This is a genomic window from Mesorhizobium sp. (assembly GCF_004963255.1).
Lineage (GTDB): Bacteria > Pseudomonadota > Alphaproteobacteria > Rhizobiales > Rhizobiaceae > Mesorhizobium.
This window is the reverse complement of sequence record NZ_SUGA01000009.1, coordinates 167193-192207: the sequence shown is the minus strand read 5'-3', so window position 1 is coordinate 192207 and position 25015 is coordinate 167193. Positions and strand designations below refer to the sequence as shown.

The 25015-nt window shown below is 64.1% G+C and carries 29 protein-coding genes; 4 read left to right on the top strand and 25 right to left on the bottom strand.

Going from position 1 to position 25015, the window contains the following annotated elements; translation table 11 throughout:
• Positions 1–2: 2 nt before the first annotated feature.
• The 25 genes from E5X34_RS13390 to E5X34_RS13270 all read right to left on the bottom strand — a co-directional run bounded on the left by E5X34_RS13390 (position 3) and on the right by E5X34_RS13270 (position 23012).
• Complete coding sequence (locus E5X34_RS13390) at positions 3–236, bottom strand: phage tail protein (RefSeq protein WP_292565182.1); 234 nt, start codon at positions 234–236, stop codon at positions 3–5.
• Positions 233–655 carry a phage tail protein gene (locus E5X34_RS13385; RefSeq protein ID WP_292565181.1) on the bottom strand — a complete coding sequence of 141 codons (423 nt, stop codon included), beginning with the start codon at positions 653–655 and terminating at the stop codon, positions 233–235. Before E5X34_RS13385 ends, E5X34_RS13390 begins: the two co-directional genes overlap by 4 nt.
• A complete protein-coding gene (locus E5X34_RS13380) occupies positions 652–2661 on the bottom strand; it encodes a hypothetical protein (RefSeq protein WP_292565178.1) in 2010 nt (669 codons plus the stop codon). Before E5X34_RS13380 ends, E5X34_RS13385 begins: the two co-directional genes overlap by 4 nt.
• A 308-nt stretch (positions 2662–2969) precedes the next feature.
• Positions 2970–3314: a hypothetical protein gene (locus tag E5X34_RS13375; protein ID WP_292565175.1), complete on the bottom strand. Its 345-nt coding sequence runs from the start codon at positions 3312–3314 to the stop codon at positions 2970–2972.
• Positions 3315–3324: 10 nt separating this feature from the next.
• Positions 3325–3864: a phage major tail tube protein gene (locus E5X34_RS13370; RefSeq protein ID WP_292565173.1), complete on the bottom strand. Its 540-nt coding sequence runs from the start codon at positions 3862–3864 to the stop codon at positions 3325–3327.
• A 38-nt stretch (positions 3865–3902) separates the two neighbouring features.
• Positions 3903–5399: a phage tail protein gene (locus tag E5X34_RS13365; RefSeq protein WP_292565170.1), complete on the bottom strand. Its 1497-nt coding sequence runs from the start codon at positions 5397–5399 to the stop codon at positions 3903–3905.
• Positions 5400–5475: 76 nt separating this feature from the next.
• Entirely contained in the window at positions 5476–5853 is a 378-nt protein-coding gene (locus E5X34_RS13360; RefSeq protein ID WP_292565167.1) for a hypothetical protein, read from the bottom strand.
• Between the two features lie 294 nt (positions 5854–6147).
• Complete coding sequence (locus E5X34_RS13355; protein WP_292565164.1) at positions 6148–7437, bottom strand: hypothetical protein; 1290 nt, start codon at positions 7435–7437, stop codon at positions 6148–6150.
• 16 nt (positions 7438–7453) lie between these two features.
• Positions 7454–10696, bottom strand: a complete 3243-nt coding sequence (locus tag E5X34_RS13350) for a DUF4815 domain-containing protein (protein WP_292565162.1) — start codon at positions 10694–10696, stop codon at positions 7454–7456.
• A 6-nt stretch (positions 10697–10702) separates the two neighbouring features.
• Positions 10703–11827 (bottom strand): phage tail protein, encoded by a 1125-nt coding sequence (locus tag E5X34_RS13345; RefSeq protein ID WP_292565161.1) that lies wholly within the window; start codon positions 11825–11827, stop codon positions 10703–10705.
• Positions 11828–12685 carry a baseplate J/gp47 family protein gene (locus E5X34_RS13340; RefSeq protein ID WP_292565159.1) on the bottom strand — a complete coding sequence of 286 codons (858 nt, stop codon included), beginning with the start codon at positions 12683–12685 and terminating at the stop codon, positions 11828–11830.
• A gap of 10 nt (positions 12686–12695) precedes the next feature.
• The gene (locus E5X34_RS13335) at positions 12696–13076 is read right to left on the bottom strand and encodes a GPW/gp25 family protein (RefSeq protein WP_292565158.1); all 381 of its coding nucleotides are present in this window, start codon (positions 13074–13076) and stop codon (positions 12696–12698) included.
• Between the two features lies 1 nt (position 13077).
• The gene (locus tag E5X34_RS13330; protein ID WP_292565157.1) at positions 13078–13260 is read right to left on the bottom strand and encodes a hypothetical protein; all 183 of its coding nucleotides are present in this window, start codon (positions 13258–13260) and stop codon (positions 13078–13080) included.
• A gap of 9 nt (positions 13261–13269) precedes the next feature.
• Positions 13270–13827 (bottom strand): phage baseplate assembly protein V, encoded by a 558-nt coding sequence (locus E5X34_RS13325; protein ID WP_292565155.1) that lies wholly within the window; start codon positions 13825–13827, stop codon positions 13270–13272.
• The gene (locus E5X34_RS13320) at positions 13824–14624 is read right to left on the bottom strand and encodes a hypothetical protein (protein WP_292565154.1); all 801 of its coding nucleotides are present in this window, start codon (positions 14622–14624) and stop codon (positions 13824–13826) included. Before E5X34_RS13320 ends, E5X34_RS13325 begins: the two co-directional genes overlap by 4 nt.
• Complete coding sequence (locus E5X34_RS13315; protein WP_292565151.1) at positions 14621–15022, bottom strand: hypothetical protein; 402 nt, start codon at positions 15020–15022, stop codon at positions 14621–14623. The genes E5X34_RS13320 and E5X34_RS13315 overlap by 4 nt, the downstream gene beginning before the upstream one ends.
• Before the next feature lie 15 nt (positions 15023–15037).
• A complete protein-coding gene (locus E5X34_RS13310) occupies positions 15038–16084 on the bottom strand; it encodes a major capsid protein (protein WP_292565148.1) in 1047 nt (348 codons plus the stop codon).
• A gap of 97 nt (positions 16085–16181) precedes the next feature.
• Entirely contained in the window at positions 16182–16844 is a 663-nt protein-coding gene (locus E5X34_RS13305; RefSeq protein ID WP_292565145.1) for a head decoration protein, read from the bottom strand.
• Positions 16845–16899: 55 nt separating this feature from the next.
• Complete coding sequence (locus E5X34_RS13300) at positions 16900–17304, bottom strand: hypothetical protein (protein ID WP_292565142.1); 405 nt, start codon at positions 17302–17304, stop codon at positions 16900–16902.
• Complete coding sequence (locus E5X34_RS13295) at positions 17297–18142, bottom strand: S49 family peptidase (RefSeq protein WP_292565139.1); 846 nt, start codon at positions 18140–18142, stop codon at positions 17297–17299. The genes E5X34_RS13300 and E5X34_RS13295 overlap by 8 nt, the downstream gene beginning before the upstream one ends.
• Positions 18143–18167: 25 nt before the next feature.
• Positions 18168–18440 carry a gpW family head-tail joining protein gene (gene gpW, locus E5X34_RS13290; RefSeq protein ID WP_292565136.1) on the bottom strand — a complete coding sequence of 91 codons (273 nt, stop codon included), beginning with the start codon at positions 18438–18440 and terminating at the stop codon, positions 18168–18170.
• A 3-nt stretch (positions 18441–18443) separates the two neighbouring features.
• A complete protein-coding gene (locus E5X34_RS13285; protein WP_292565134.1) occupies positions 18444–20123 on the bottom strand; it encodes a phage portal protein in 1680 nt (559 codons plus the stop codon).
• Between the two features lie 7 nt (positions 20124–20130).
• Positions 20131–21960, bottom strand: coding sequence for a terminase gpA endonuclease subunit (locus E5X34_RS13280; protein ID WP_292565131.1), 1830 nt, complete (start codon positions 21958–21960; stop codon positions 20131–20133).
• A complete protein-coding gene (locus tag E5X34_RS13275) occupies positions 21950–22495 on the bottom strand; it encodes a hypothetical protein (RefSeq protein WP_292565128.1) in 546 nt (181 codons plus the stop codon). The genes E5X34_RS13280 and E5X34_RS13275 overlap by 11 nt, the downstream gene beginning before the upstream one ends.
• A gap of 4 nt (positions 22496–22499) precedes the next feature.
• Positions 22500–23012 carry a hypothetical protein gene (locus E5X34_RS13270; protein WP_292565125.1) on the bottom strand — a complete coding sequence of 171 codons (513 nt, stop codon included), beginning with the start codon at positions 23010–23012 and terminating at the stop codon, positions 22500–22502.
• A gap of 107 nt (positions 23013–23119) precedes the next feature.
• Here E5X34_RS13270 and E5X34_RS13265 point away from each other — a divergent pair, with 107 nt between their 5' ends.
• From E5X34_RS13265 to E5X34_RS13250, 4 genes are all read left to right on the top strand, one after another.
• Positions 23120–23326: a hypothetical protein gene (locus E5X34_RS13265; RefSeq protein ID WP_292565122.1), complete on the top strand. Its 207-nt coding sequence runs from the start codon at positions 23120–23122 to the stop codon at positions 23324–23326.
• Between the two features lie 906 nt (positions 23327–24232).
• The gene (locus E5X34_RS13260; RefSeq protein WP_292565119.1) at positions 24233–24469 is read left to right on the top strand and encodes a hypothetical protein; all 237 of its coding nucleotides are present in this window, start codon (positions 24233–24235) and stop codon (positions 24467–24469) included.
• Between the two features lie 3 nt (positions 24470–24472).
• Positions 24473–24718 carry a hypothetical protein gene (locus E5X34_RS13255; RefSeq protein WP_292565116.1) on the top strand — a complete coding sequence of 82 codons (246 nt, stop codon included), beginning with the start codon at positions 24473–24475 and terminating at the stop codon, positions 24716–24718.
• Positions 24708–24908, top strand: coding sequence for a hypothetical protein (locus tag E5X34_RS13250; protein ID WP_292565113.1), 201 nt, complete (start codon positions 24708–24710; stop codon positions 24906–24908). Before E5X34_RS13255 ends, E5X34_RS13250 begins: the two co-directional genes overlap by 11 nt.
• The last annotated feature ends 107 nt before the right edge of the window (positions 24909–25015 follow it).

Sequence of the window (25015 nt, the reverse complement as noted above, 5' to 3'; positions counted from 1 at the left end):
TGTCAGTCCCATAGCCTGATCACGTCGGCGTTGCGCTTTTCGTCGGTGATGTCTTCGACGGGCAGCTTCACGACGCTGCCCACCGAGAGATACGGGAACTGAAGCGAGAGATGCTGGTTGAAGGCCAATACCCGCTCGAGGTAGCCGACCGGCTGTCGGCGCAGGAGCCGCCAGATGACTTGCGATAGGGTCATCTGCTCGGACTTGATCGTCTCGGCGATGTACTTCTCGGTCATAGGAACAGCCTCAGAATCGAGGACGCCATGCCGATATCGGGCGTGCCGACGCGCAGCAGTTCGACGGTGAACTGGATTTCGCGGCCGACACCCTTCTCGTCGATGTAATCGTTCTTCTGGGTGAGGTTCTGAATCAGCACCCAACCGAGCGGTGTGAAGTCGCCGCGCATCAGCGGCAGCGGAACGGCGGCCTGGCGGGCAGCTTCGAGGACGGATAGCGTGCCAAGGCCGCCGAAATGCGCGGGATGGATCACGCCCGAGAGCGTGATGGTGCCTTCGTCATCACCTGTACCCTCGTAGATCGGTGGCGACCCCATGACCTCGTGCTTGGCGAAGGCCGAGGCCGTCTTGCCGTCGTGCCCTGTGAGATTGAACACCAGGTCGAAGACGACCGGGCCGAGTGACATGAGGGCGGTCAAGGCGAGACTCCAAAGTCGGTATGCGCTCGGCGCATCTGAGCGTCTGCTGCGGAATTCGCGGCCGCGGCGGCTGCCCCGGCTTGCCGCACCAGAGCGAGGAAGCGCTCAGCGAGCGCGATCGCCTCATGCAGCGCGCTCACGTCGACCGTTGGCTTCCCGACCGGTGAGAGTGCGTCCTTCATCTGGTCGCCGGCCGCCTTTGCTGTATCGACGCCGGGAATCGCACCGCCGTTCGGCGGTGGCGCGGCGCCAATCCCAACGCGGTGCATGCCACCCTCGAACTGGATGCCACCGTAGAGCCGGTGGTAGTTGTCGCGGTCCTGGTCGGCGCCCTGCGAATAGTACCGTGGCGGCGGCTTACGGCTTTCCGCGCCGTTCGCAGCGGATGTGTCGCGGATGAACTTCCACGCGGCCGCGCTTCCGACCAGAGCCATCAGGGTCCAAGGGTTCGTCATCGCGGCGCCGATGCCCCAGCGGCGGGCCGCGCCGCCGGCCGCGGCGCCCGCGCCGCCGGCAGCCACACCAGACCCGCCTTGCGCCACGGCAGCGGCCGTGAGGGCGGCGGCGGCCTCGTTGAGGGCCACACCGGCGGTGATCAGTCCGTAGATGCCCGTGGCCACTTTCCAGCCACCGTAGGCGGCAATGCCGGCACCAAGGATGCCGGCGCCGCCGAGGACTCGAGGATCCTGCGCCTGCACCAAAGCGGCAAACGAGTTGATGGTGTTGGCGAGCCCATTCAGACCTGGAACGATCACCGGCATTACACTTTCGCCGACAGCGGCCGAAAGGTTGCGGAGCGATTCCTGGAAGCCCTTCCAGCCAACGAACGGATCCTGATCCTTGGCAGTGTCCGCGGCGTCCGTTCCCATGGCTCGCTGGTAGAGCGCGATCAGGCGGTCGTTCTGCTGCTGCTGGGTGATCATGCGGGTCAAGAAGCCTGTCGCGCTGGAATTGCGCGACAACTGCGCGACCGCCTTGGCGACCTCGGTGTCGTTGTTGATGTCGACACCGTCCTTCTGCAGTGCTGGGATCAGGTTCTTCTTCACCCACGCATAGGGGTTGGTGCCGAAGAGGTCGGAGTCGACCAGGTTTCCCTTGCCTTCGCCCGTGCGGAGGCCGAGGCGCTGCTGCTCGGCGATGTTGCCCTTGCTGGCGCCGTCGTTCGCACCGATGACGAAGGCCTTGTAAGCCATCGCGAGCGCGGTTCCCGCACCGTCAGCGCCCATGTCCTGGATCATTGCCGGTGCGATGGTCGCGAGAAATTCCGGGCTGAGGCCCGGACCAGCGATGCGCGAGCGCCTGGCGAACGACCACATCGATCCGACGTCGAAGTCATTGCCCTCGATCTGGGCCGCCTTGATAAAGGCGTCAATCAGGTCATTGACGTTCTTCACGCCCTTGGCGCCGTTGGAGTTGGTGCCGAGGTTGTCCAGGCCCTTCATCAAGCCGGTGAGCTCGCTGGTCGCGGCGTCAAGCCCCTTCGCCGACTGTAGGGTGACGAAGCCCTGCACCATGCGGTCGAGCACCTGCAGCCCGCGATCGGTCGAGCCCATCGTGTTGCGGGCCGTGCGCGCCATCTCCATGATGTCGGTGATATTGACCGACGGATACTTCTGGGAGAGCTGCTGAGACCGAGCGAAGATCTGGTCCTGCTCGTTTTGCGGAATGTCGCCCATCCGCTGGCGGAAATATTCGCGCTGGCGCTCGGCTGACGCGCCGATCGCTTCTCGGCCGAGCGTGCCGGCGAGATACATGCCGGTGTAGCCGCCGAGCATGACATAGGCGGGCTTCAACGCGTTCTGGATCGATTTGCTGAAGCGCCTAGCCTCGGCCTCGGTCTGCTTTAGGCCAGCGCGCACCTGCGCGAAGTGCCCGAGCGTGGCCGTCTTCCAAGCCGAAATCTCAGACTTCTTTAGCGCGGCCGTGAGGCCGCGGTTGTTGATGTCCTTCTGCAGGTTGTTCCACGACCGCCGGACCTGATCCAGTTCCTTGGCGCTGAGCGCCATCTTGTGGATCTGGCGCTCGAAATTCTGGCCCCACGGCGCTGAAGACAGACGTCGGGCGTTGCGCTCGATCGACGCAAGCGCGCCCTCAACCTTTTTGGCCTCGCCGATGCCCATCGCTTGCACGACAAGCTGCAGCCGGCCGACGAGGGTGCGTGCCAATCAAAGTCTCCTGGTGATCTTGGCGCCGGCGATCTTGGCCTGGAACTCGGCCTTATCGCGTTCGATGTTGAGGGCGTCGCAGTAGAATTGCAGGATCCGCAGCCACTCCATGTCGAGCACCTGCGGAATCGGGGTGTTGAAGGTGTGCGCTACGAGCCCGACGTAAGACCGGCAGCGGGAGGGTTTTGCTCGGCCGCCGCCTTCAAACGGCGGGGTAAAAAAGGGACGACGGCCTCGTCGATCGCGAAGCGGTCGTCGTCGTCCATCGCGTCGTAGACCTCACGAGGGCACTCGAACATGGGCGGCATCGGCCGCTCGCCGCGGCCGAGCGCTTCCATGTAATCCTCGACCTCTTTGCCCGTGACGCGCCGCACCTTGACCTCGGTCCACATTCGGCCGTCGAACTCGAGCGGGAACTCGAGCGGCACGATCTTCTCGCGCGGCGCGTCGCCAACGACCCGCGCGATCTTCTGTTCGATCTTCTCTTCAGCCATGCGTCACCTGTTAGGCCAGGCCGAGGTTGCGGGCGACGTTGCCGAGCGTGGCAACGCCGTCGATCCGCAATCCGTTCGGGCCGGCGAAATAGTCGAAGTAGACCTTCTCCTGCGACCCGAAATAGAGGTGGTAGAAGAGAATTTCGTTGATCTCGTAGTCGGTCGACACGCCGTCGTCCTTCTTGAATTCCGAGACCTCGGACTTGGTCATCCGGCCTTCGACGATCGTCTTCAGCGGGATGTCGTCGTGGGTGCGGATGTCACGGACATTGCCGCGCATCGTATATTTGATGCGCGCGGCGCCGGCCGGCATGAACCGGGTCTGGACCGTCGGATTGAAACCCTCGAGGGAGAAGGTCAGCGGGTTGATCGTAAACGACCGCATGCCGAGCTTGATCGAGGCGACAGCGCCGCCGCCCATGTGATCCTTGGTCTGTTCCTCCATCCCGGGGATCTTGATGGTCTTGAGGGTGAGGAACTGCGAATCGGACGGGTCGTCGTCGCCAACAAAGAGGTTGGCGGTGTCCAGGTTGTAGAGGGTGTTGGGCATGAAAATGATCTCCGGTCAGAGGTGAGGGGAAGTCGCCGTTAGACGACTTCCTGGTTGCCGAGTTGGATGGAGATGCTGCGGACGAGACCGTCCAAAGCCTCGGCATACCGGCGCGAGTGAATGGTGATCTTGCGCAGGACCGGCGGCTCCTCGGCCTTGAAGGTCAGGTCGAGATTCCCGAGCCGCAGCTCTGCCGGCGAGTTCGCATCCGGGTCGAATTCGATGCGATAGTCGAGGATGTCCCCGTTCGCCCGGAAGCTGCGAAGCTGGGTGTCGAGCGTGTTAATGATCGCCTGCACCGTCTGCGCCGTGAGGTTGAAGCGGCCGAGATAGGTGCGGATGGCGCGGACCTGCATCAGTTCGATGTAGTCGCGCATCCGGCAGACGTTGGCGAACAGCCACTCCGATTCCTCGGCCAGAGTGTCGGTGCCCCAGAAGGCGAACCCGCCGTCGGTCAGCGCGCCGTCGACGCCAGTGTCGCCGCGGAACATGATGCCGAAGGAGATCGCGAGATCGTCCTGCCCGACCGTCGATGGGTCGACGATCGAGAACGGGATGGTCGGGGTGACACCGACAATACCGAACACCTGCCGGTTGGCGATCGAGTGACCAGGCACGCCGTCGCTTTCCGCGTCCCGGCTGACATATTGGCCGACGATGTAGGGCGACAGCGGCTTGGTCACCACCGAGCCGTCGGACGCGAGCACCTTCGCGTCCTGGCGGAGGGGATGGAGGATGCGCTGGGAACGGGGCAGCGTTTCCAACCAGTCGACGGCAGCCTGGCGGGTGTTGCTTGGGCCTTCCGGCACGAACGAAGCCTTCAGGCGCTCTAGCACGGTCGGGATGGCCGCGCAGACGCCGTTGGCCTGCTGCTCGAGCGTGACCGTCGCCGCGGCGCCGGTAAGGCCGGCAGACGCCGCGAAGGAGAGGGTCGGGGCAACCGTGTAGCTGCCGGGGTTGGTGATGTTAACGGCGGTCAACGCGCCGGCGGTGACCGTAAAGGTGCCGACCGCGCCTGCGCCCGTGCCTCCAGTAAAGGCGAGGGCGAAGGTGCCGTTAGCGCCCCCGTTGCCCGGCGCGGTGATGGCGCCAAACTTCAAACCCTGGACGGTCTGCGAGGTGTAGCCGGGGGCAATGATGAGGCGAGGGGTGACGCCGAGCTCTTCCGGTGCGTCGAGGAATGCCCAGATACCGGTGCCATTGGCCTCGCTGCCGACCATGCTGGCGATGACGGTTGCGGCCGAGGCGTTGTCGGTCACGCGGACGATGACGCATCGGGCCGCGCCCACACCGCCCGTAAGCTGGGCAGAGATGCCGGCCAGGGCATCGACGATAGTGCCGGTGGTGCCGAGGGCTGCGCGCAGCGCCTTGTCGTTCGTGTAAAGCAGGACCGGCGTGTCGACCGGGAACATGGCCGCGTCCGCACTAGGCGCGGTGCCGATGATGCCGATGACGCTCATGTCGGCGCCGATCACAGCCTGCGCTTCGATGCCGTCGCGAAGGTGCTTCACACCTACGATGAGTTCAGATGCCATTTTCGTTTACTCCGGTTGAAGTGCGGGCATAAAAAAAGCCCGCATTGCGGGCGGTGATACTGGGTTCCTTAGCTCGCTAGAGAAGGGCGGCGGCGGTGAAGAAATCGTCGATCTGTTCGGCCGCGAACCCGAGCGCGGTGAAGCCGGCCTGCATCATTGGCTCGTCTCTTACGAAATAACCGCTATTGTCGTACGCAATCTTCACAGCCAAGGGTTGCGCACTGATCCAGCCCTCGACTTCATCAAGAAGGCCACTTGCGAGAAGTTGAAGCTTGAACTGGCGCGCAGAGACGCTGGCTGGAACAAGATCTGGGAGGGCGCTCCATGCGCCGTTCTGCCAGACCTGTCGAGCGTCCTCAGGTGCTTCCGGTACCTCGATAGCGCCTTCCGGTGGTTCGGCTCCATCAAATCCCCCGAGGTAGACGCCATTGCCGTCAACGAAGAATTTTGTCATGGGTGATGATCCTGCAAATGAGGCGATCAGTAGTGCGAAATGTATGGGGTGCCCTAGACCGCCTCGTGATGAGGTTAGGCCGCCGGGGTGGTTGGACCAGCGACGCTGCCGAGATGGTAGTGGAGCATCTCCGTAGTGTCAGAGCGAGAAACTACGAACACAGCCGGTCAACACGCGATATCGCGGCTTGGCTGGATTGGCCCGAGCCCCGTACTCGGCGGCTGCTGGAGGATCTAGAAGCGAAGGGCGAGGTGGAGTGCGCAGCTGTGTATGGCCACACCAAGACTTGGAAGGCTACGCCCAAGCCCTTATGACGAATTTCCAGTTGGCGTTGGTGATGGCGGTGGAGTTGCCGGTCGTCTTGTTCAGGAGTTCCAAGCCGCCGCTGCCGTACCGGACGGTCAGGTTCGTGGCGTCAGGAACGCAGCTAAGCCCCTTGGGGGTGCCGAACATGTTGGCGACGGCGATGAATGCCTCGTCACCCACGGAGTACCCCAGCTCGGCAGTCTGACACACGAGGACGGCAGTCACGATCTTGGGCTTGATGCCGAGGCCGTGGGCCAAGATCAACTGGCCGGCGTTCGTGATGGTTTGCTGGGCGCTCTCGTAGAAGAGCTGAAGCTTCAGCGAAGAGGCGAGCAGCGCCGCCGCCTGCGCGGGGGTCATGGGCCGAATGTAGTTGTCGGCCCCGGAGCCGAGCGCATTCTGACCGCAGAAATAGGCCGTGCCGCCTGTCACGGCATACTCTGAGCGGAACAGGCGGCTGACGATATCGCCCGATGCGTCGCGCTGTGCAAGGGTGTTTGCGGTCGCCGTGGCCGCTGCCGCTGCCAGCCCGAGAAGGGTCCGCATCGCTGGGTAGTCGGCTGCGGTGATCAGCGAGCGTCCGTTGGCGGACGCGTTGGTGATGTCCGCCGCGGTGATCCCTAGGAGCGTCTTCATCGCGGCGTAGTTCGCCGCGGAAATGAGTGAGCGGCCGTTCGCTGAGGCGTCCGTGATGTCGGCAACGGCAATGGCCAGCGCCGTCTTCAAGGCGGCTCCCGTGATCGCGCCGGTCAGGCCCGCCACGGAAGCGACGGCATCCGTGTTGTCGATCTTGACCCACTTCGTGCCGTCCGAGACCGCCCAATCGCCGACCTTCCAGTCGGTGATGCCGCCGACGCTCGTCGCGCCGGCGACCGACACCATATAGTACCAGCCTTTGTTCCCGGCTGCGGCCGCCGGGATGGTCGGAGTGTTGGTGTTGGCGTTCCAGTCGCCCTGATAGTTGAGCGAGCCGAAGAGCGCCGACGGCAATTGCGCGGCGGGCACCTTGCCGTCAGCGCCGAGCGATGCATAGCCGTTGGCGTTGCCCTTTTCGGACTCGTCCTGCTTGCTGTCGAGCGCTGCCTGCAGCCCGGTCGTGTCGGCGATGACATGGCCGTGGACGAGCAGAGCGCGTTGTGCGACCGAGACGAGTAGACCGGCAACGTCGACGTCGATCGCGGACAGGGCCGCGATCAGCCGAAGAACATCGTCCTCGAGGTTGTTGCTGCCGAATGGAAGCTGATAGCCCCTGTTCGGCGTCGTGTTTTCAACGGGCATGGCGGTCCTATACGGGTTACGGCGTCGAGATCGCCCGGAAGTCGTAGGCCATCGGGCGCGCCGCCGGCGTGCCGGTGAGCGTGATCCGGATACGGCCGACCGGATTGGCGTTGAAGCCGAGGACGTTGTACTTGCGCTCGACCCAGCCGGCGTCCTGAAGCGGTGTCTGCGTCACCTGCGCCATCGCCGACCATGCGTCGTTCGCCGCGTCGGCATGCATGGCAATGGTGGCGCCGGTCGGGATCTTGGTCTTCAGGTACGACAGGATGTCGACGCCGGTGCCCATGGTAAAGGCGCGCGTCACATAGGTGCCCGTCGTCTGCAGTTCGCCCTCGATCGCCAGGATCACGGGGAAAACGACGGGCGAAACCTTCGCTGAGCCCGAAAGCACGGCGCGCACATCAACGTTGCCAGTGTAGAAGGACTGCAACTCCCACGCCTGACCCGGATTGAGAAGCGTGACGGAGCCGTCGTCGAGCTCTACCTCGAAATGCATGCCAGCCGCGGCGGTCGGCAATTCCACCTCGGCGCGGATCAGCAGGTCGCTCATATTGGTGACGGCCAAGGTTCCGACGTTGACCGTCTTAGTCGTCGGGGCGAACTTGGCAGCGACCAGTTGGAAGCAGATGTCCTCATCCTGATGCGGCGTCCAGGTCACGGCGTTCGACGACGACAGCATGACGCCAACCGAATATGGCTGCGCGGCGACCGGCTGCTGCAACTCGGCATCGAAGTCTCCGAGCTTGGCAGTCTTGATGGAGTGGCTGCCGTCATTCGTCTTGACGACAAAGGCATATTCGACACCGGCCGGGAGCCAGATCGGATACGGGAAGCGGATCTCGGTCCATTGCCCGATGACCGCATCGTTCATGTCGTAGAACGCCTGGGCGATCACGTTGACCGTAGGGATGCCGTTGGCAACCTCGACCATTTCGAGCACGATCGGGTTATCCGGATCGCCGACCAGACAGACCTTCAGGTTGACGCCGGCAATGTGCCTGCCTTCGGTCAGGGTGAAGGTCTGCGCCAACGGATCGGAGCGGCTGCCGCCATTGCCGCCGCCACCACCACCGGCGCCGCCCGTTTCGCGCGGCGCGGTGACCGAAGTCTGCTGCACGGTGGTGGTGACGACGCGGCGCAGCGTCTCGATGTCGATAGTGCCCTGGCCCACGAAGATCGCGGCGGCCTTCGATCCGCCCTGGCCTTCGGCGACGAGACCCTTGGACCCCGCAGGTACATGGGCAGGGATCATGAAGTTGCCGACAATCTGGCCCGCGCCGTTCGCCGACAGTCCGCCCGGGTTGACATTGATCCCGTCGAACTCGAGCTTTGTCAGGTTCTCGCCCGCGCCGAAGCCCTTGATCGTGAACTGTAGCGAGATCTGGCGGAGATAGGCCAAAGTCTCTTCGCGGGTCGAGCTCTCGATCGTCTCCTTCTGGGTCGTGGTCGTCGTGGTCGTGGTGCGGCCGGTGGTCGACCGAGACGTCGTGATGACGACCGGCGAGGACAGGGCCGCCGCACTGTCGGACGCCCATTCCGTCGCGCTCTCCGTCCAGTAGTCGACCGGCGGATTGATCGTCATTGACGCCGGCAAAGGCGTGAAGTTCTGGTAGGGATTGATCTTCGTGCAGCGCGTCGCAAGCGCCTGCTCGACCGCGACCTCCTCGGTCCAGTTGAGCAGCGTGACGCCCGGCAGGTTGATCGGGTGGAAGGTCGGGTCGATCGCAAGACGCAGCAGCCCGCCGAACACGGCTGCGGTCTGCGGCTCACCCTCGTCGCGGTAGCGGTCGGAGGTGAACGGGTCGACGAAGACGCCATTCTTCGAGATCGGCTCGCGGCTGTCGATGTCGCGTTGCAGTCGCTCGAGCGCGATCAGGTCCAGCGCGTCGACTAGGCTGTTATACATCCGGTCGATCTTCGCCATGGTGTAGGCGCGCACTCCGATGTTGGTGACGTTGGGCGTGCCGGTCCAGATATTCTCGACGAGCGCAAGAGGCAGGACGTCGGCCGGGACCGTGGGAGGCAGCGCGTTGGTCCGGCTGGAAACACCTTTCAGATAGACCGAATTGCCGTCGCTATCCATGCCGAGCACGTCGACGCGCGGCAGCTTGAAATCGTAGTCGATCTGGATTTGGCCGCCATTCACGCCACCGGCGACGGTGATCGACGTAGCGGTGATGTCGCTCGCCGCGACGATACCAAGATAGCGATACTTGACCGTGTAGCTCGACCCGGTCGCGGGCTCTGCGCCGCCGGCCGCCCACGAGACCAGGTCGCCAGCCTTGGCATAGTCGGCCGGCGTAGCATAGGTCGTGGCGCCCTGCTTCACCTCGAGGATGGAGGTGACGCCGGTATTGACCAGCGCGTCGGAGCCGTTCGGCGTGCCGCCGCGCACAACGGTTTCCGTCACTTCTTTCTCGACCAGCACTTCGCGAATGGTCGCGATCGGCCCGTGGTTGAGGGTCACCACCGTGGGATTGGCGCCGAATGTGTGCACCTCGGTGGGGATGCGGAACAGGTCGAAGGTTTCGACCTCGCGATGGCGTAGCGCGGCATAGCGAGTGCGCTTGGCACCCTTGATGTTGGCGACGCCTGCGGCGATCGAGAAAACCTGGTCTGTGCCGTCCTTGCCGAGCGCCGAGACCGCGCACCCATTGACGATATAATTGCCGTTGGCGTCGAAGTCGTAGATTTGAAGCTGCGCGTTGATGCCAGTGAGGTTCGGCGGCGGGGTCTGGTCGATCGCGACGCCGTCTTTCAGCAGGTAGACCGAGTAGAGGTCGCCAACACTGGCGTCACCAGAGAAGCCCCAGGAGAGCGTCTGGACGACGCGGGCGGCGCCGGCCTCGCCTTCCGATGGAGCGCCCGGCTCAAGACCTTTCAGCGCCGGCTCTTCAAGTTCGGTCACATAGGTCTCGATCACGCGGACGCCGATATGAACGGAACCTATCATCGGAACGGCAGCGAGCACCGCGGCAGGCACGTCGAGAACGCGGCCACTGACATAGAGCTTGCCGGCAGTCAGCGTGACGGTCGCGGCCTCGGCGTCGATGATGATATCCGCGCCTTCGACGCGGTCGCCATCGCGCGCGACCAGGTTGCCGATCGAGCCGATCTTCCGCTGCAGAATTTGCTGCGCCTCGAACATCTCGGCCGCCTGGCCGATCTTGCCTTCACGTGTCAGCACGCTGTCCCACAGCGGGAACGCGACCGAACGATCGTAGGCGCCGGACAGCCCTGATTTGTGCTCGTAAGCCATTTTGCCTCAGACGATTTTCAGAATGGCGCGGAAGCGCTCGCGCGAAGTCTTGCCAAGAAGGGCTGGCGCGATATTGAAGCCGCCGACGATCGAGCCGCCGCTGATCCCGGCGCCGGCCAACCACATGATACCAGGGGGGTGCGCGCCGACGGGCGCGCCGCCGAGCGAGACGCTCCAGGAGTGGACCGTCTCGCTCTCGCCCTCGCCGAAGTCCATCAGGGCTTCGACATAGATGTTCGCCCCCGGTGCATCGGCCGCGATCCAACCTTGGCCGGCTGCCTGATAGTAACCACCGAAAAGCGCGATCACGGGCCGATAGACCCGCGCCTTGCGGAAGCCGATCGGCGAGCCGTCCTCGCGATAAACGCCAATCCAGCAGTTCTTCGCCAATAGCGCGGTGGCTATGATCTGCGCCCGCGACGCGGCCGCGTCCGACACCCACTGCAGCCCGGGCGTGCTCCAGGGGAACGGCCCCCACGAGATCGAGCCGTCCTCGACGGGCTCGACCCATGCGCCAAGCGCAGTCAGTTCGGCCTCGGTCAGCTCATGGAAGCCTGCATCGAAGGTGCGGCCGAACGACCATTTGACGCCGCCGGCATGCAGAAAGACGCCCGAATTGTCGCCCCAGATGCCGTGGCCCCAGCGGGTGTAGCTCCACTCGTGCTCCCGTACGTTGTAGCCATTCCAGGCGCGATAGAATTCCGAGCGCGCAGGGCCCGAAAGGCGAACGACTGCCTCTATCGTTGCAAGGTCGTCTTCACTGTCGCGGAGGCGGTCGAGCTCGAGTTCGTAGAGATGCCAGCGCGTGCGACGCACCGGAGCCTCGTAGAACGTCGCGAAAGCATAGTGGACCCATGTCAGGCTTTCCGCGACGCCTTGGGGCGTCCCCTTCACCCGCTGCCAGCGCAGGCCATATTCGATGACAGAGGCGAGGTCCGGCAGATATTGCGAGATTACGCCGAGGCCATACTCGACCACGAGCCAAGGCAGGATTCCCGGCAGCACCGGCGCGAATTTGAAACCGCGCAATTCGTCGACGCCGGGGACCAACTCTGGGAGGCGATCGACAGATTCCGAGACCGCACGCTCCAGCGGCGTCGCGTTGCCCGGGAGGAGGTGAACCCGGTCCATTTACCGATCGCGGCCCTTGAAGGTGAGGGTGATGGTCCCAAATTTCGCGGCGGCGCCGTCATCCACAATGGCGTCCGCCATCGGCGCAGACAACGATACCTTCTGCACCCCGGGCTGCTGCAACTTGGCGGTCAGCCACGACCGCGTGACGTTGAAACCGAGGCCTCCTTCGGTGGCGAGGGCAGTGCGCAGCGTCGACTCGAGGTTGTCGAAGACCGTGATCGGCGCGGACGGCAAAAGCCAGATGTCCGCCACGACATTGACGGTCGTGCTCGTAGCCGAAAGGACCGTCACCCGGTCCGAGATCACACGAACGCTGTTCTTCTGCACCTCGCCGTCCACCGCGGCCAGCAGCGCGGCATCCGGCTCGCCGAAGTTGTCGGTCGCTAGCACTGAGATGCGGATATCCGGCCCGGTCCCGACGCGGTAGACAGCCACGTCCTTCACGCGCGGGCTCGCGCGCAGCGCGGCGCTCCTGTACCAGTCTTCTGGACCGGCCGTTGACCGGCCGGATATCGCGATGATGGTCCGCGCGCGCAGCGCGTCGTCGGTCTCGCCGTCAAGGCGAACGACGTCGTAGAAGCCCGCCAGGTGGTCAAGGTCCGGCCCAATCGCAAATGCGACCAGGTTGGCCTTCGCAGCATCGTTGATGCGCGCGCGCAGCCCGATCTCTCGATAAGCGGCCACCTCGAAGATGATCTTGACCGGGTCCGTCTCTAGGTTGCCGACATCGTAGTCGACGCCCGCTGCTGCAAAGCGGTCGACGACGTCGGTGATCATCGCAGCGACGATGGCTTCGAAGTCCAACGTCTCAATGACCTCGGGCGCCGGCAGCGTCGAGAAGTCGATCGGCGGCATGCTCGAGTCCTTAAATCGACGGTTTCAGGGTGACAGCCGAGCCGTCGATCGACACAAAGAAGGCGGCTTGCTGCCAATTGAGGTGGCCGTAGGGAAGGTGCTTGCCGTTGATAGTGAAATCGCCGTAGCCGAGGCGGTTCACGTCGTTGACGACGAACTGCACGATCTTGAAACGCGGCTCGAAGAGCTCGACGAGCATCCAGAGCACGTTGAACCAGACGAGCACGGTCCGCGCCGTGGCATTCTCGCCGAGAAGGCGCAGCCCCGGATTGCCGAACCACTCGCGCATGACGCGTTCACCCTGGAAGGTCGTGAAGATCTTCTCGAGGCTCTGCTCGACATGCGGGAAGCCGTCGAGTACGGCCCCGCTCGCCGCATCAATGCCCGACATATCAGGCCTTCTTCACCTTCTTGTCGTCTGTGCTCTTGGCCGGGGCCTCCTCGGAGAGATAGCCCTGCCGCAGGGCATGCTCGGCCTGCTGCTCGGTCAGCGCGATCGGAATGCCTTCGCCCGGGTTAGGGACACCGGCAACGGTCTTGCCGGCCAAGGCGGTGGGGTAATAGGTCTTCTTCATCGAAACCTCCTAAACGGGCACGTCGGTATCGGAGCCGCCAGGCACCACGCCGCCGTGTTTGTGGGTGTCGCCGATTTCCTTGGTGTTGTGCTTCAGCGACGAGCCGTGGGTGACGAACTCATTGGTGTGCACTTCCAATTTTCCATCGGTGACCTCGACGGTCGTGCCGCCGACCTGAAACTTCAGGCTGCCGTCGACCAGGGTGATCGTCACGTTGCCGAACGTGAGCTTGTGCTCATTTGCGTTCTGGGAAGGCGAGGGGTTCTCGTCAGACCAATGATATGGCTCGACGATTCCTTGCTCGAGATCGCCGCCCTCCGCCCTGACGGCTACGACCTGGCCGACAGAGGGCATGCTATGCAGTTTCAGTGCGCCGGCGACCTGCCCCACCGGCAGCCACGGCGAAAGTACATCCGCGCCGTCGTCGTCTTTCCCCAGCACCATTCTGATCAGGTGCTTCTGGGCATCGACCTGCTTGACCTTGCCGGTCCATTGGCTGCCGGCGAGCCGGCGTTCGTGTTCCTGTAGCCGCTCGAACACCGAGCGCAGGATCCTCGAAAAGCTCATGGCACCTGCTGCGGCGGCACGATTTCGGTCTGCTGCGGCGCGTCGACGTCAACAAGCAGTGGCGAGTTGCCGGTGTCCGGATCGAGCGAGCCGGGCAACGGAGCGAGGCCGGTGGCCTCAAACGCCGCATCGGTAAGCCCAAAGTTGGCCTGGAAGACCTCGTAGGGGTGCAACCCGTCCGGTTTCTCGATCAGGCCTTTGATGTGGTCGGCCAGCATCTCCCCCTCGCTACCGGCGCCGTCGGCGCGCAGCAGGGTGTCAAGATCTAGCCATGCCCCGTAGAGCGGCTTGGCGAAGTCGGCATCGGCGACGCAATCGAGCTCGTAGATGACCTCCATGCAAGGCACCTTTACGCCCGACTGAATCTCGACCAGGACGAAACGCGAGGTCTTTTCGTCGATGCAGGTGACGAACCGCCGCCACAACTTCAGCCAGGGTGTGTTGCCGAGATGCATGGCAGCGTCGATCTGCCGGCCGAGAGTGCTGAGAGCCAGGCCTGCGCCGACGTTGTCGATCGCGAAGCCGACACCGTCGGGCAATTCCACCTTCGAAGGCGGCAGATACACGTAAACCGCGGTGCGGACGTTCTGCTTACCGCCCTGTGTCTCGAGGCCCACCGGTTTGCCTTTGCTCTCGTTGGTGTAGACGGCGATGACCGGCTTGGGCTTGGCGTCGGCCGCGCGCAAGATCTCCTCAATCGGGTCGAGCGGCGAGTCGAGCACTGGATCCCGTGCCCACGTCCTGCCGGTCAGCAGCCGGACGAGAATGACCCGAGTGGCGAGTGCGATCAGGCTCATGCGGGCACACAGATGCAGTCGATACGGCCGAGACCATCGGGGTCAGCCCGAGTGACGCGCAGCTTGGCACCGAGGCGGTCTGGGTCGAGCAGCCAGATTTCGTCGCCGTCTTGCGGCCATGCCGCCTTATCCGCGAACCGCGTCACGGCGTATGAGACGCTGATCCTGCTGCCGGCTACACCTGGCTGGAACCCATCGTATTGGCCCTGATCCTTCGGCCGGGCCATGACCGGATTGTGGTCGACCACGCCGATGACGTCGGCATTGGCGCGGGCGCCGTCCGCGACCCTAGAGAAATACTGGCCGGCGGCCTTCCGAACGATGCGCGTGGCTTCGCCATGGTGCGCGTCGATCTCGGCCGAGACCTGCTTCTCGAGTTCCGCGAACGGCGTGGTCATTGGGAGGATGACCGATTATGCCGCGGAACGGCCGCTCATCAGCACGCGCGGGCGCGTGCAGTAGTGGATCACGTTGTTCTGGTATTCGAGCGAGATGCCCTTCTCGTTCTGCATCCGGAACTGCTTGACATAGAGCTCGAGGCCCATCGTGTTGACGGTCTCAATATAGTCGGCCGGTGCGAAGACCGACCGGAAGAGGCCCGGCACGCCCATCGGCACGAACTTCACCTCATCGTCGTCGATACCGACGTCGAGGCCGCCGCGATAGTTGACCCAGGTCATGTCGAACAGCGGGAACGAGCCCCAGATGCCGCTCTGGACGCTCTGGGAGTTGATGTCGACGGTTGCCTGGCGCAGGGTCACGGCCGCGGTATAGTTCTTGAAGGTGTCGCGAACCTCCTTGTGCTTCACGAGCTTGTCCCAGAACCCGTTGCCGGCGATCGCAAGGATGCCAGAGAACGGGAGCCCGTCGAGCGCGGCGCCCATCGATCGCGCCAGGTCGGTCGCGCGCTGGCGCAGAACGCCGTCGGCAGGATTTGCGGCGGTGAGATCCCAGCCAACCTCGGCCGGCACAGCCTCGCCCATCTCCTCGAAGTAGTCGTAGAGCACCGTGCCGTCGGCATCGAGAAGCTGACCCTTCGTGACGACACAGAGCTTGTGATACTCCTCGGTCAGCGCGAACGACTGGCGAACCTCAGCGCCGCGCTTCGCGATGCGCCCCTGGAAGGTCTCAACAGCGCGCTCTTCGCCGAATGCGCGGACGCTCTGTACCTCGTCGGCGTAGATCGCATCGTCGACCTGGAAGTGCGGAACCGACAGCTTCCGCATGGAACGGCGGTTCTTGCCGAACGTCTTGCCAGGGCCGCCGCGGGGAGACGACGGCACGATGAAGACGTTCTGCTCAGCGTCCTTTTCGATCGCGATGTCGAGAGTGTCGATCGAGGTGGACGAGAAGAGCCCCAGCCTGGAGATGAAGCCGGGAACGTATTTGACCTCGCGCATCGCATCGGACATCGTCGTGACCGAAAATGCGTCCTGGTCGAAGATATCGAGCACAGACATTGTGTTTTCCCATAAAAAAAGCCCCGCCGAAGGGCAGGGCTGATGGACCGATGCGGCGAACCGCGGTGGACGGACCGGCGGTTACCCGCCGGCCGGACTAGTTGCGAACGATGATGCCGGTCTTGGCGAGTGCCTGGGCGGCATTTGCCTTCTGAGCCGACGTGATGCCGGCAGGCCAGGCGACGCAGTTGCCGTTGATCTGCGCCGAGCGGGTGATCGCGGCAAGACTGGCGGTCTTGTCCGCCGGGGTCGTGGTGCCGTAGATCGAGTAGGCGACGGGCACTTCCGAGCCGTCGACGCCGGCCGGATTGTAGGCGACATACTGGAAGTCCTCGCCGTCGGCCGCCACGTCGACGTAGTATTCGTCGCCTGCCACGTTTGCGACCCCACCGGCGGTGATCGTGAACTTGACGCCGCCCTTCGAGAAAGCGGCGCCGTGGGTCGATGTGCCGATTTCGTTGCCGTCAGGGTCTTCCCAATGGACATGCGTCGCATCGGTGGCGATGCCCTTGTAACGGCCGTCCTTCACCTTGGAGGTGACGGCCTGGGCGCCCATGGCGATGGTGGCATTGCCCGTGTTGCCCGCGGCTGCCGAGGGGGTGGCGACGACATCAGCCGGCACGGCGACCTGGCCGAGCAGGCTGTTTGGTTCGATGGTCTGCGAAAATGCGATCGTCACATTGTCGCGCGAGCGGTGGAATTCCGCCTCGCTCATGATGGCCTCGCCGGGGCGACGGCCTTCGGTCAATACCTGCGGCATTGATGGTCTCCGTTAGCTGGTTTGGATGAAAGCAGGCGGGTCCACCCGCCGGCGGTTAAGCCGAAAGGCTGTTGACGCCCCGGTTTGCGTGCGCGACCGCTTTGCCCCAGCCGGTTGACGCCGGCTGGCGCTCGAGCGATTCCGGCGCCCCGAGGCCGAGAGTGCCCGCTTTCGCCTTCTTCTCGGCGAGGGCCTTGGCGGCAGCTTCCTGCTCGGCCTTCGTGTCCTTCTCGGGCGTGGCGGCCTTCACCGCGGCATCGGTCGCTTCGGTCGCTGCCTTCAGGTAGGCGGCAGCCTTGTCGGCGGCGACACCGTCGGTGACCAGCAATCGCGCGAGCGCGGTATGGGCCTTGGCGCCGTCGGCTGCGAGAATGGCGTCGATGCGGCCCCGTTCCTCGGTCTTGGCTTTTACAACTGCCGCAGCCTGGATGGCGGCGAAATCCTCATTGTCGTTAGGCATAGCCGAAAATCCTCTTTTGGCTTTGGATGAACGCACGGTTCTTGCCGCGCTGGGAGAGACGGGCCAGCGCCGCCTCGAACTGGCCGACTTCGTCTGCCATTCCGTGCGCGACGGCGTTTGCACCCACTTCGAGGCCACCGGCCCCGAAATTCTTGACGACATCGTCCGCAGTGACGCCGCGATACTTCGCGACCGCGTTGACGAACACGGTGCCGAGGTCGTCGACGAGCTTCTGGACCTTGGCTTTGCCGGCGTCGGTCTCGATATCGGGGCGCTTGCCCGGCGATTGTGACGACACAAATTCGAGCCGGGAGATGCCAGAACGCTCGTCCGCCTTCTTGCGGTCGGTGATGCCGAGCACGACGCCGATCGACCCGACCATGGCGGAGTCGCTCACGGTAATTTTCTCGGCCGCGCTTGCCAGCCAGTAGCCGCCGGATGCACCTTGGCCGCTGATGAACGCCGCGGTCGGCTTCTTGGTGCGCGCATCGTAGATCGCGGCCGCCAGCTCATCGCAACCGTTCACCTCGCCGCCGGGGCTGTCGACCCTCAACATGATGGCCTGGATTGACGGGTCGTCGAGCGCGACCTGAAGATCCCGGCGCAACGTCTCGTAAGAGGTGGCGCCAGAGAATGCCGTCATCAGATTCGCGCCCTTGAACATCGGACCCTTGGCGGAAAGGATCCCGACGTTGCCCCGGACGGTCAGCCGCTCGCCGTTGTCGGCTCGCGCAGCGCGATACGCCTCGAGGGCTTCCGGCGTTGGGTCGTTCTCGCGCGCGGCGATCTCGATCAACTGCTCGATCGCCTCGGGCAGCATCGCCCAGGAGGCGGCCATGGCGGCATCATATGCTCTCACGGCATCACTCCATGCAGCCGCGGCGATAGCCGGCGGTGATTGCGGACCGCTTGGACGGTCGGCCTTGCTTTTTGGCGCATTCCGACTCGAGCTGCGCGATAATGGCCTCGAGTTTGCGGAAATCGCCGGCGCTGTATTTGGTAGTGCGGTCGCGGAAGGTGATTTCCGTCACCTGGCCGCCGACCGACAACTTCATGTAGGCGGGACGCAGCGCGCGCAGCGCCTCACAGGGGTCGTACTCATCGACCCCAAAGATCGCGTCGAAATCGATCGCCACGGATTATTCCTCGTCCTCGAGCTTCGGTTCGATCTCGTCTGCCAGCGCCTTTGCGGGGTCGGGCTCCGGTGCGGTGCCGGCCGGCTTTGCCGGCTGCTGCGGCTGGGGCTTGCCGGCGTTCTCGGCTTCCTTCAGAGCGGCGTCGTCGCCGCCCTTCACCTCGAACAGGTCGACGGCGGCCCACGGCTTCGGCAGCTTCAGTTCGTCGGCGAGGGCGTTCTCGGCCGCGCGCTGACGCATATCGTCGTCCCAATCGCGGCCGTATTCCTCGCCGATTTCCTGCAGCGTCGTCGAATGCATCCCCTTGCGGGTCTCGTAGGCCTTGGCCGTCTTGTAGTCGTCGGCCTGTGGGCGCGCCGGGCCCGTCCAGGAGAACTTCGCGGCGAATTCCTTCTGCTCAAGGAACTTCTGGTAGCCGCCTGGAAATTCGATGCGCCCGGTGGCGATCTCCTCGTCGAGCCAGCATTCCGCGGCGGTGTCGCAGAATGGGGTCACGATGTTGCCGCGCCGGCGCAGGACGGTCAGCCATTCGACTGCACCAGCCATGCGAACCGACGAATAGGTGGCGCCGCGGTAGTCGCCGGTGGCGCTTTCGTAGGTGACGCCGGCACCGCGCGAGATCTCGCGCAGCAGCCAGCCCATCATGTTGTCGAACTGCTGGCCGCCCTGCTTGGACTCGGTGAAATCGAGCTCGTCGCCCGGGAAGAGGTGGGCAATGCGGCCATGCTGCGACAGGTCGACCTTGGCTTCGTCGTACCACTCGCCCTTGACGTTGGCGAAGCCGGCCGCGTCGAACTGGTTATCGTCGTTCCGGGTCAGGAGCCCGTCGTAGGCGGCCGCGCCCGAGATGTTGGTGCGGATGGTCGCGGCGAAGATCGTCTGGATCATCGCCGCGGTCATGTTGGCGTCGAAATACTGATCGACCTGGCGCGTGACCTTCAGGATGGAGGCGAACGGCGAGATGCCGCGCGTCGTGGCGATCGCCGGATCCTTGATCAGCATCATGTTCGGCCGGCCATCGGCGTCGCGCGCCGCGACCGTCGTCTCGCGCCAGCCCTGCAGCGGGTCTCGCTCGCGCAAGCGGTAGCTGAGATGCAGACCCCAACTGTCCACCTTCACGCCCTGCACCATGTTGGCGAGCGGGTCGGTGCGGTTGACGATCCTGGTCGGCGGCAGGAGCTTCACCTTCGACATTGAAGGCACGCCCGGACGCTGGATCATCGGGAAGAGAGGCAGCACCTCGCCGTAAACCAGGTAGCTCGCGAACGCCGCCTGCTGAAGCTGCGCAAAGGTGTATTCGCCGCTCGCGTCGCAATGCAGGGGCTTGCGAGCCCATGCGCGGAAGCGCGCCTCGACCTTTCGCGCCCATTTCGTGGTGTATTCGGCGTTCCAGCCGAGCTCGTCGCCGTCCGGCCGGCACGCCATGCGCAGGCCGGCGCCGACGGTGCTGCCCGACGCCACCTCGACGATGCCGGCGATAAAGCCCGAGTTCTGCACCGCCGAGATCGCGCGCGCGGCGGCCTTCTCCCACGAGGCCTGCACATCCTGCTGGTGCTCGCGAAGCTGAGGGTTCCAGCCGAACAGGAACGGGTTCTTCTCCCCGTTGAAATACGCCGCCTTCGGCCTTGGAACGGGCGAGGTCGACCGCTGCGCCGGTCGCCTGAAACGCTCGAAAAGGCCCATGATTATCCTAGCCGTGAAGCCGCTTGACGCTGTCTCTCAGGCTCGGCCGCGGTATCGGCTTGCCCCTCAGATCGGCATAGCGGGTGTCAAAATCGAAGCGGCAAAGCTGCTTTGCCGCGATCCCGTAGACGGTGCAGTCCAGACCCTCCGCCTTCCGCTTGCCTATGCGGACGAAGACGATTTCGGGCCGGCCACTTTGCTTGTTGTATTTGAGCTCCCGCCGCTCGGCGGTGAGCTGCACGAAATAGTCTTCGGTCAGCGAGTTGCCGAACCGGAACGACTGCGCCTCGCTCGGCTCGAGAGGCAAGCTGACCAGGATGTCGGTCTTCACCTGCTCGACACCGACGATGTAGAGCGTCGCCGTCCGGTTCCGGCGCTTTGTCGCGCTGGCCTTCAGAACCGGGCGAGGGCCGTCGTCGCCCTTGATCGCCACGATCTTGCGACCTTGGGTCTTCTCGCAATAGTCGTAGACCCGCTGGGTCATGTTGCCGTCGCCGGAGTCGACGCAGCCGGCCTCGATCCCGATCTCGCCGCCGAGCGGGTGCTTCCACACCGTCATCAGCAGTGCGTCGAGCTCGTCCCACGTCGTCTGCAGCAGCGCCGAGCCGCGGATGATCATGTGCCCAAGGATGTAACGATGGTTCCTCGACCAGCCGATCAGCACCACCTCGAGGCGATCGGGCTGCACGTCGACGCCGGCCGTGATGTAGGCGACATCCTCGGGGATGTCCTGGCGCCACTCCGACTTGTTGTGGTCCCACTCGATACCGAAATTCTCGCACCGGGCGAGAAGCTGGTTCTCGTTGACGTAGTTGATCGCGGTCGACCAGACTTTGCCGAGCACGGTGTTGTAGAACACCTGCATATCGGAAGGGCCGGCTTTCCGGGCCTTCTCGAATTCCTCGACCAGCTTCGGCCAGGACGCGTTCGCGAACTGCGAAATCAGCGCGTTCAACCGGAAGCCGGCATGGCCCTTGACCTGCGGTGCCGTAGCGCGCCACTCGCCCGCCTCGACCATCTGCGGCTTGAACCGCTCTTCGATCTCGGTCCCGCAGTGTGGGCAGATGCAGACCACCGTTTCCGGCTGGCCCGCTTTCCAATCCAGGTGCTCCCAGAGCAATTCGAACGGCGTCTCGCAATGCACGCACGGAATCTCGAAGATCCGCTTGTCCGATTCCTCATATCGTTTGATGACGATCGAGGTGGCTTCGTCGGTCGGCGTCGAGCCGATGATGATTTTCCGATCGGCGAACGACGTCGTGCGCTTTTCGGCCAGCTTGATCGGGTCACCTTCCGAGGTGACCTTCATGCCGTCGACCTCGTCGCACAGCAGCACCTTGGCCGTGTGGCGGCGGAGGTTGCGCGGCGCCAGGGCCGACAGGATCTTCAGCGACCCGCCGCCGAGCAACATGCGCTGGGTCAGCGTGTTGCGGCCGTCGAAGCGGCCGACGCGCATCACATCGCGCAGCGCCGGCGTGTCACGGAACGCCGGGTCGAGCTCGTCGACGGCGATGCCGCGGGCGTCGTCATCCGTCGGCATCAGCAGGATGATCGGGCACGGGTCGTTGACCGCGTAAGCGCCGATCGTCGCGATGAGGCTGACGGTGTAGCCGGTTCGCGCGCTCTTGATGACCGAGACCCGCTCGATCAGCGGGTCGCCCATGGCATCCAGAATGCCACGCTGGAATTTCCACGGCCGGAACCGACCTGGTGCCGCCGACGATGTCGCCGAGAGGCGGAAATGCTTTGCCGCCCACTGCGAATACGAGAGCGTTTCGGGCGGCCGCAGGCCTTTGGCGATCGCGCCGAAAAGGCGCTGGACGGCCTCACTTCTCACCCGAGATCTCCTCGGGCGCGCCGGAAACCACGGCAGCCTCGACCTCTTCGGCCAGGTCCATCAGGATGTCGCGGCACATTTGCTTCAAGACGTCGGCGTCGTGCGCCGTCAGGTGCGGAATCGTCGATCGCGCCTTGCCCGGGATGGACAGCATCGCCGCGCGCACCGTCTGCGCGAACATCGACCAGCTTTCCATCACCTCGGCGAGGGTCAGCGTGTCGCCTGTCAGTTTGGCGAGCTCACGCTCCTTGATCTGCCGAATGACCTTCTCGGTCAGCGCCCGCTCGTCGGTGAGCGACTGCCCGGTGGCGGATGCCCTACCGGCGGCCTGCTCGCGGAGTGCCGCGGTGTAGCCGTTGACCGACGCTACCGTCTCGAAACGCCCGCGCCCGGGGGTGCGTTTGAGCACGCCCTTCTGGTCCCAATCCGAAACCGAGCGGACCGAGATGCCGAGCAGGTTGGCGAGGTCGCCTTTCGAGCAGGTGTGCGGGATCGCCGTCGGCGTCGACGGCTTCTTCCCGATCGGCCTGCCCACGATGCTACAGTCCGAGCGTCCTGATCACATTGCGGACGACACGCTTTTCCAGGTCCAGCGCCGCGAACTTCTCGGCCGCCGGCACATTCGGCCGGCTGGGCTTCGCCAGTTCATTGGCGAGCACCGCCATGGAGAGAACCTTCAACGGAAACCTGTTCCTGGTTGTGCGCACGACGACCTGGCCGTTGGCGAGGAACGAGTGCGGAAACTGGCGCCGGACATTCCATCCCGTGGCCTCGACACCGCGCATTGAGCTGACCGGGCCACCGCGCTTGCCGTCCGACATCGGGTTAAGATCCCGAACCCATACTGGGTTGCCATATTCAGACAGCGGGATGGCGACATCGGCCGTCACCACCTCGGCCATCATGATCTGGCCTGGCGCGGCCTTGACGACCTTGGTCTTCTTCCGCACGCGGCCGGCAGGAACGCCAGTCGATGCAGCGATGCGAACGACCGACTGGCGCATTTGCTCGCCGGCGTGTTCGTTGAGGCCGCGCGCCGCGGCGACCTCCATTCCCGGCCCCTCCAACTTTCGCAGGAAGCGAGCGATCTCGGAATCCTGATGGAAGGCTGCCGTGATTTTCATATAGAGTTATTTGGCACGCTCAACGGAGGGACCAAGTGGTGTTCATTACGCTCACGATGCACGGCCAGAACGCAAACCGCGTCGATATCAATGTCGACCACATCGTCAGCTTCATGCGCTGGGGTGTAAACGCCACAGGGACGAACGTTGTTATGTCGGTTCCAGGCAACGACCACCCGCTATCTTATCTTGTCTTACAGACTCCCGACGAGATCCGGGCGCTGATAGACGCCGCACCGTGAGCGGGTGCCTAGCACTATCCCGAGATCGTAGAGCTCTACGAGCGGTCGGTCGGCCTATCGGCCGCCGCCCGTGGCCTCGAGAGGTCAGAATTTAGCGTCTACGCGAGGGGCAACGCGCGAGAATTTGCGGCCCTTCGCCAGCCCGGTCAATCCCCCGACTTTCAAACAGGATTTCGACTTCATTACCGAAATCGATCTGTCCCGAGTTTGTCCCGGTTTTGTCCCGAGTTTGTCCGGTTTTCCGCTCTCAAGAATTTTCAGCGCTACCAAGGCTTCCAGCCGATTTTTCTTGACAGAAATCGGCCTCATGGCAGCGGAAGGCCTCTATGCGAGATAAGGTCGGTGATTTGCCGCGGGGCTGCGCCTCGCGGGCTCTCACCCCCTCATACGGTCCCTAAGCCTCTTTTCCTGCCCATTGCTCGAGGGCGGGGCGAGGCGCTGAGGAGCTGCAGCACACAGGGCGAGGGCAGGGCACACGGGGCAGGCGCACGCGTCCAGCGTGCGGCTATGCCATGCGTATGAGCGTGGGGCAGGGCGTGCGGTGTGGGGTAGCGAGGGCCGGACTAGCTGGGCGCTGGCATGCGTCGCCATGCTATCGGGTGTGAGCGTGCTTATAGGGCAAAAGTGCTCACACGGTCCAGTTGCGGGGCGAGTCGCGGAGTTGTGAGTATGTAGGGCGCAAGCACTGGCGAGCTGCAAGACCAGGCGAAAGCAAGTCAAACCGTTTCGATATATAAGGCCATGTCTTGGGCTGGTCCTGTCACTCCAGGCCGGCGTTGCCACCGCGAAAAACATGCACTTTGGACCGTGCGTTACGCACTTTTTTCTTGCATCGCTCGGGCTTTTTTGAGAGAGTGTGTTTGTAAACCGGCTCGATTGTGAGCCACCTCAAAAGGGCACTGCCACATGTCTACCCTCTCCCTCGCTACCGCTATGTTTTCTGACCCTTGGGCCGGCCTCGTCCCTGCCCACGTCGTCGCGTTCACCACCACCCGCAAGGGCCGGCGCGTGACGCGCTACCGCTGGCAACGCGTGGACGGCCAGAGCTGCGGCGGCCATACGCCGGCTGTCTCTGTTGACGTCGCCGTGCGCGGTGTGTCGTGGGATCGTCGTTTCTCGGACGTGCGCAAGGTCGAGAGCTGAACCATGCTGAAAGCCTTCGTTTTCCTCGCCACCGTCTACACCTCACATGGGCCGGTCGTTTACGTCATGGATAGCCGGCTGACCGGCGAAGACTGCATTTCGCGCATGGAAGCCGGATTGACGGCCGCAGACATGCAGGCGGTCCAGTTGGGCCGCGTCCAGCCCGACGGTATGGGCGACGTGCCCCCGGTCGCGCCCGATCTCGCCGGCGGGGTCCTCTCTTGCGAGGTTGACGACTATGACGACTGACCGCGCGGCATACATCGAACGCGGGCGCGCCGACTATGAAGCCGACGTCAAGGCGCGGCCTCTCTACCCGGACGGCACGCCGCGCAAGGGCTGGGATCAGCTATGCGAAATCGCCCGGTATTCGTGGGCCAAGCCGCGTCACCTCGGGATCACCGACCACAACCCCGAGTTCGATACGCTTCCCCTCTAGCGTCTTTGTTTCCGGCCTGCGGGCCGGTTTCATGGCCGCTAGGCCGCAACCGGCCCGAGTGTGGGCCACATCTGAAAGGGAAAGACCATGAAGACCGAACGCCGCCA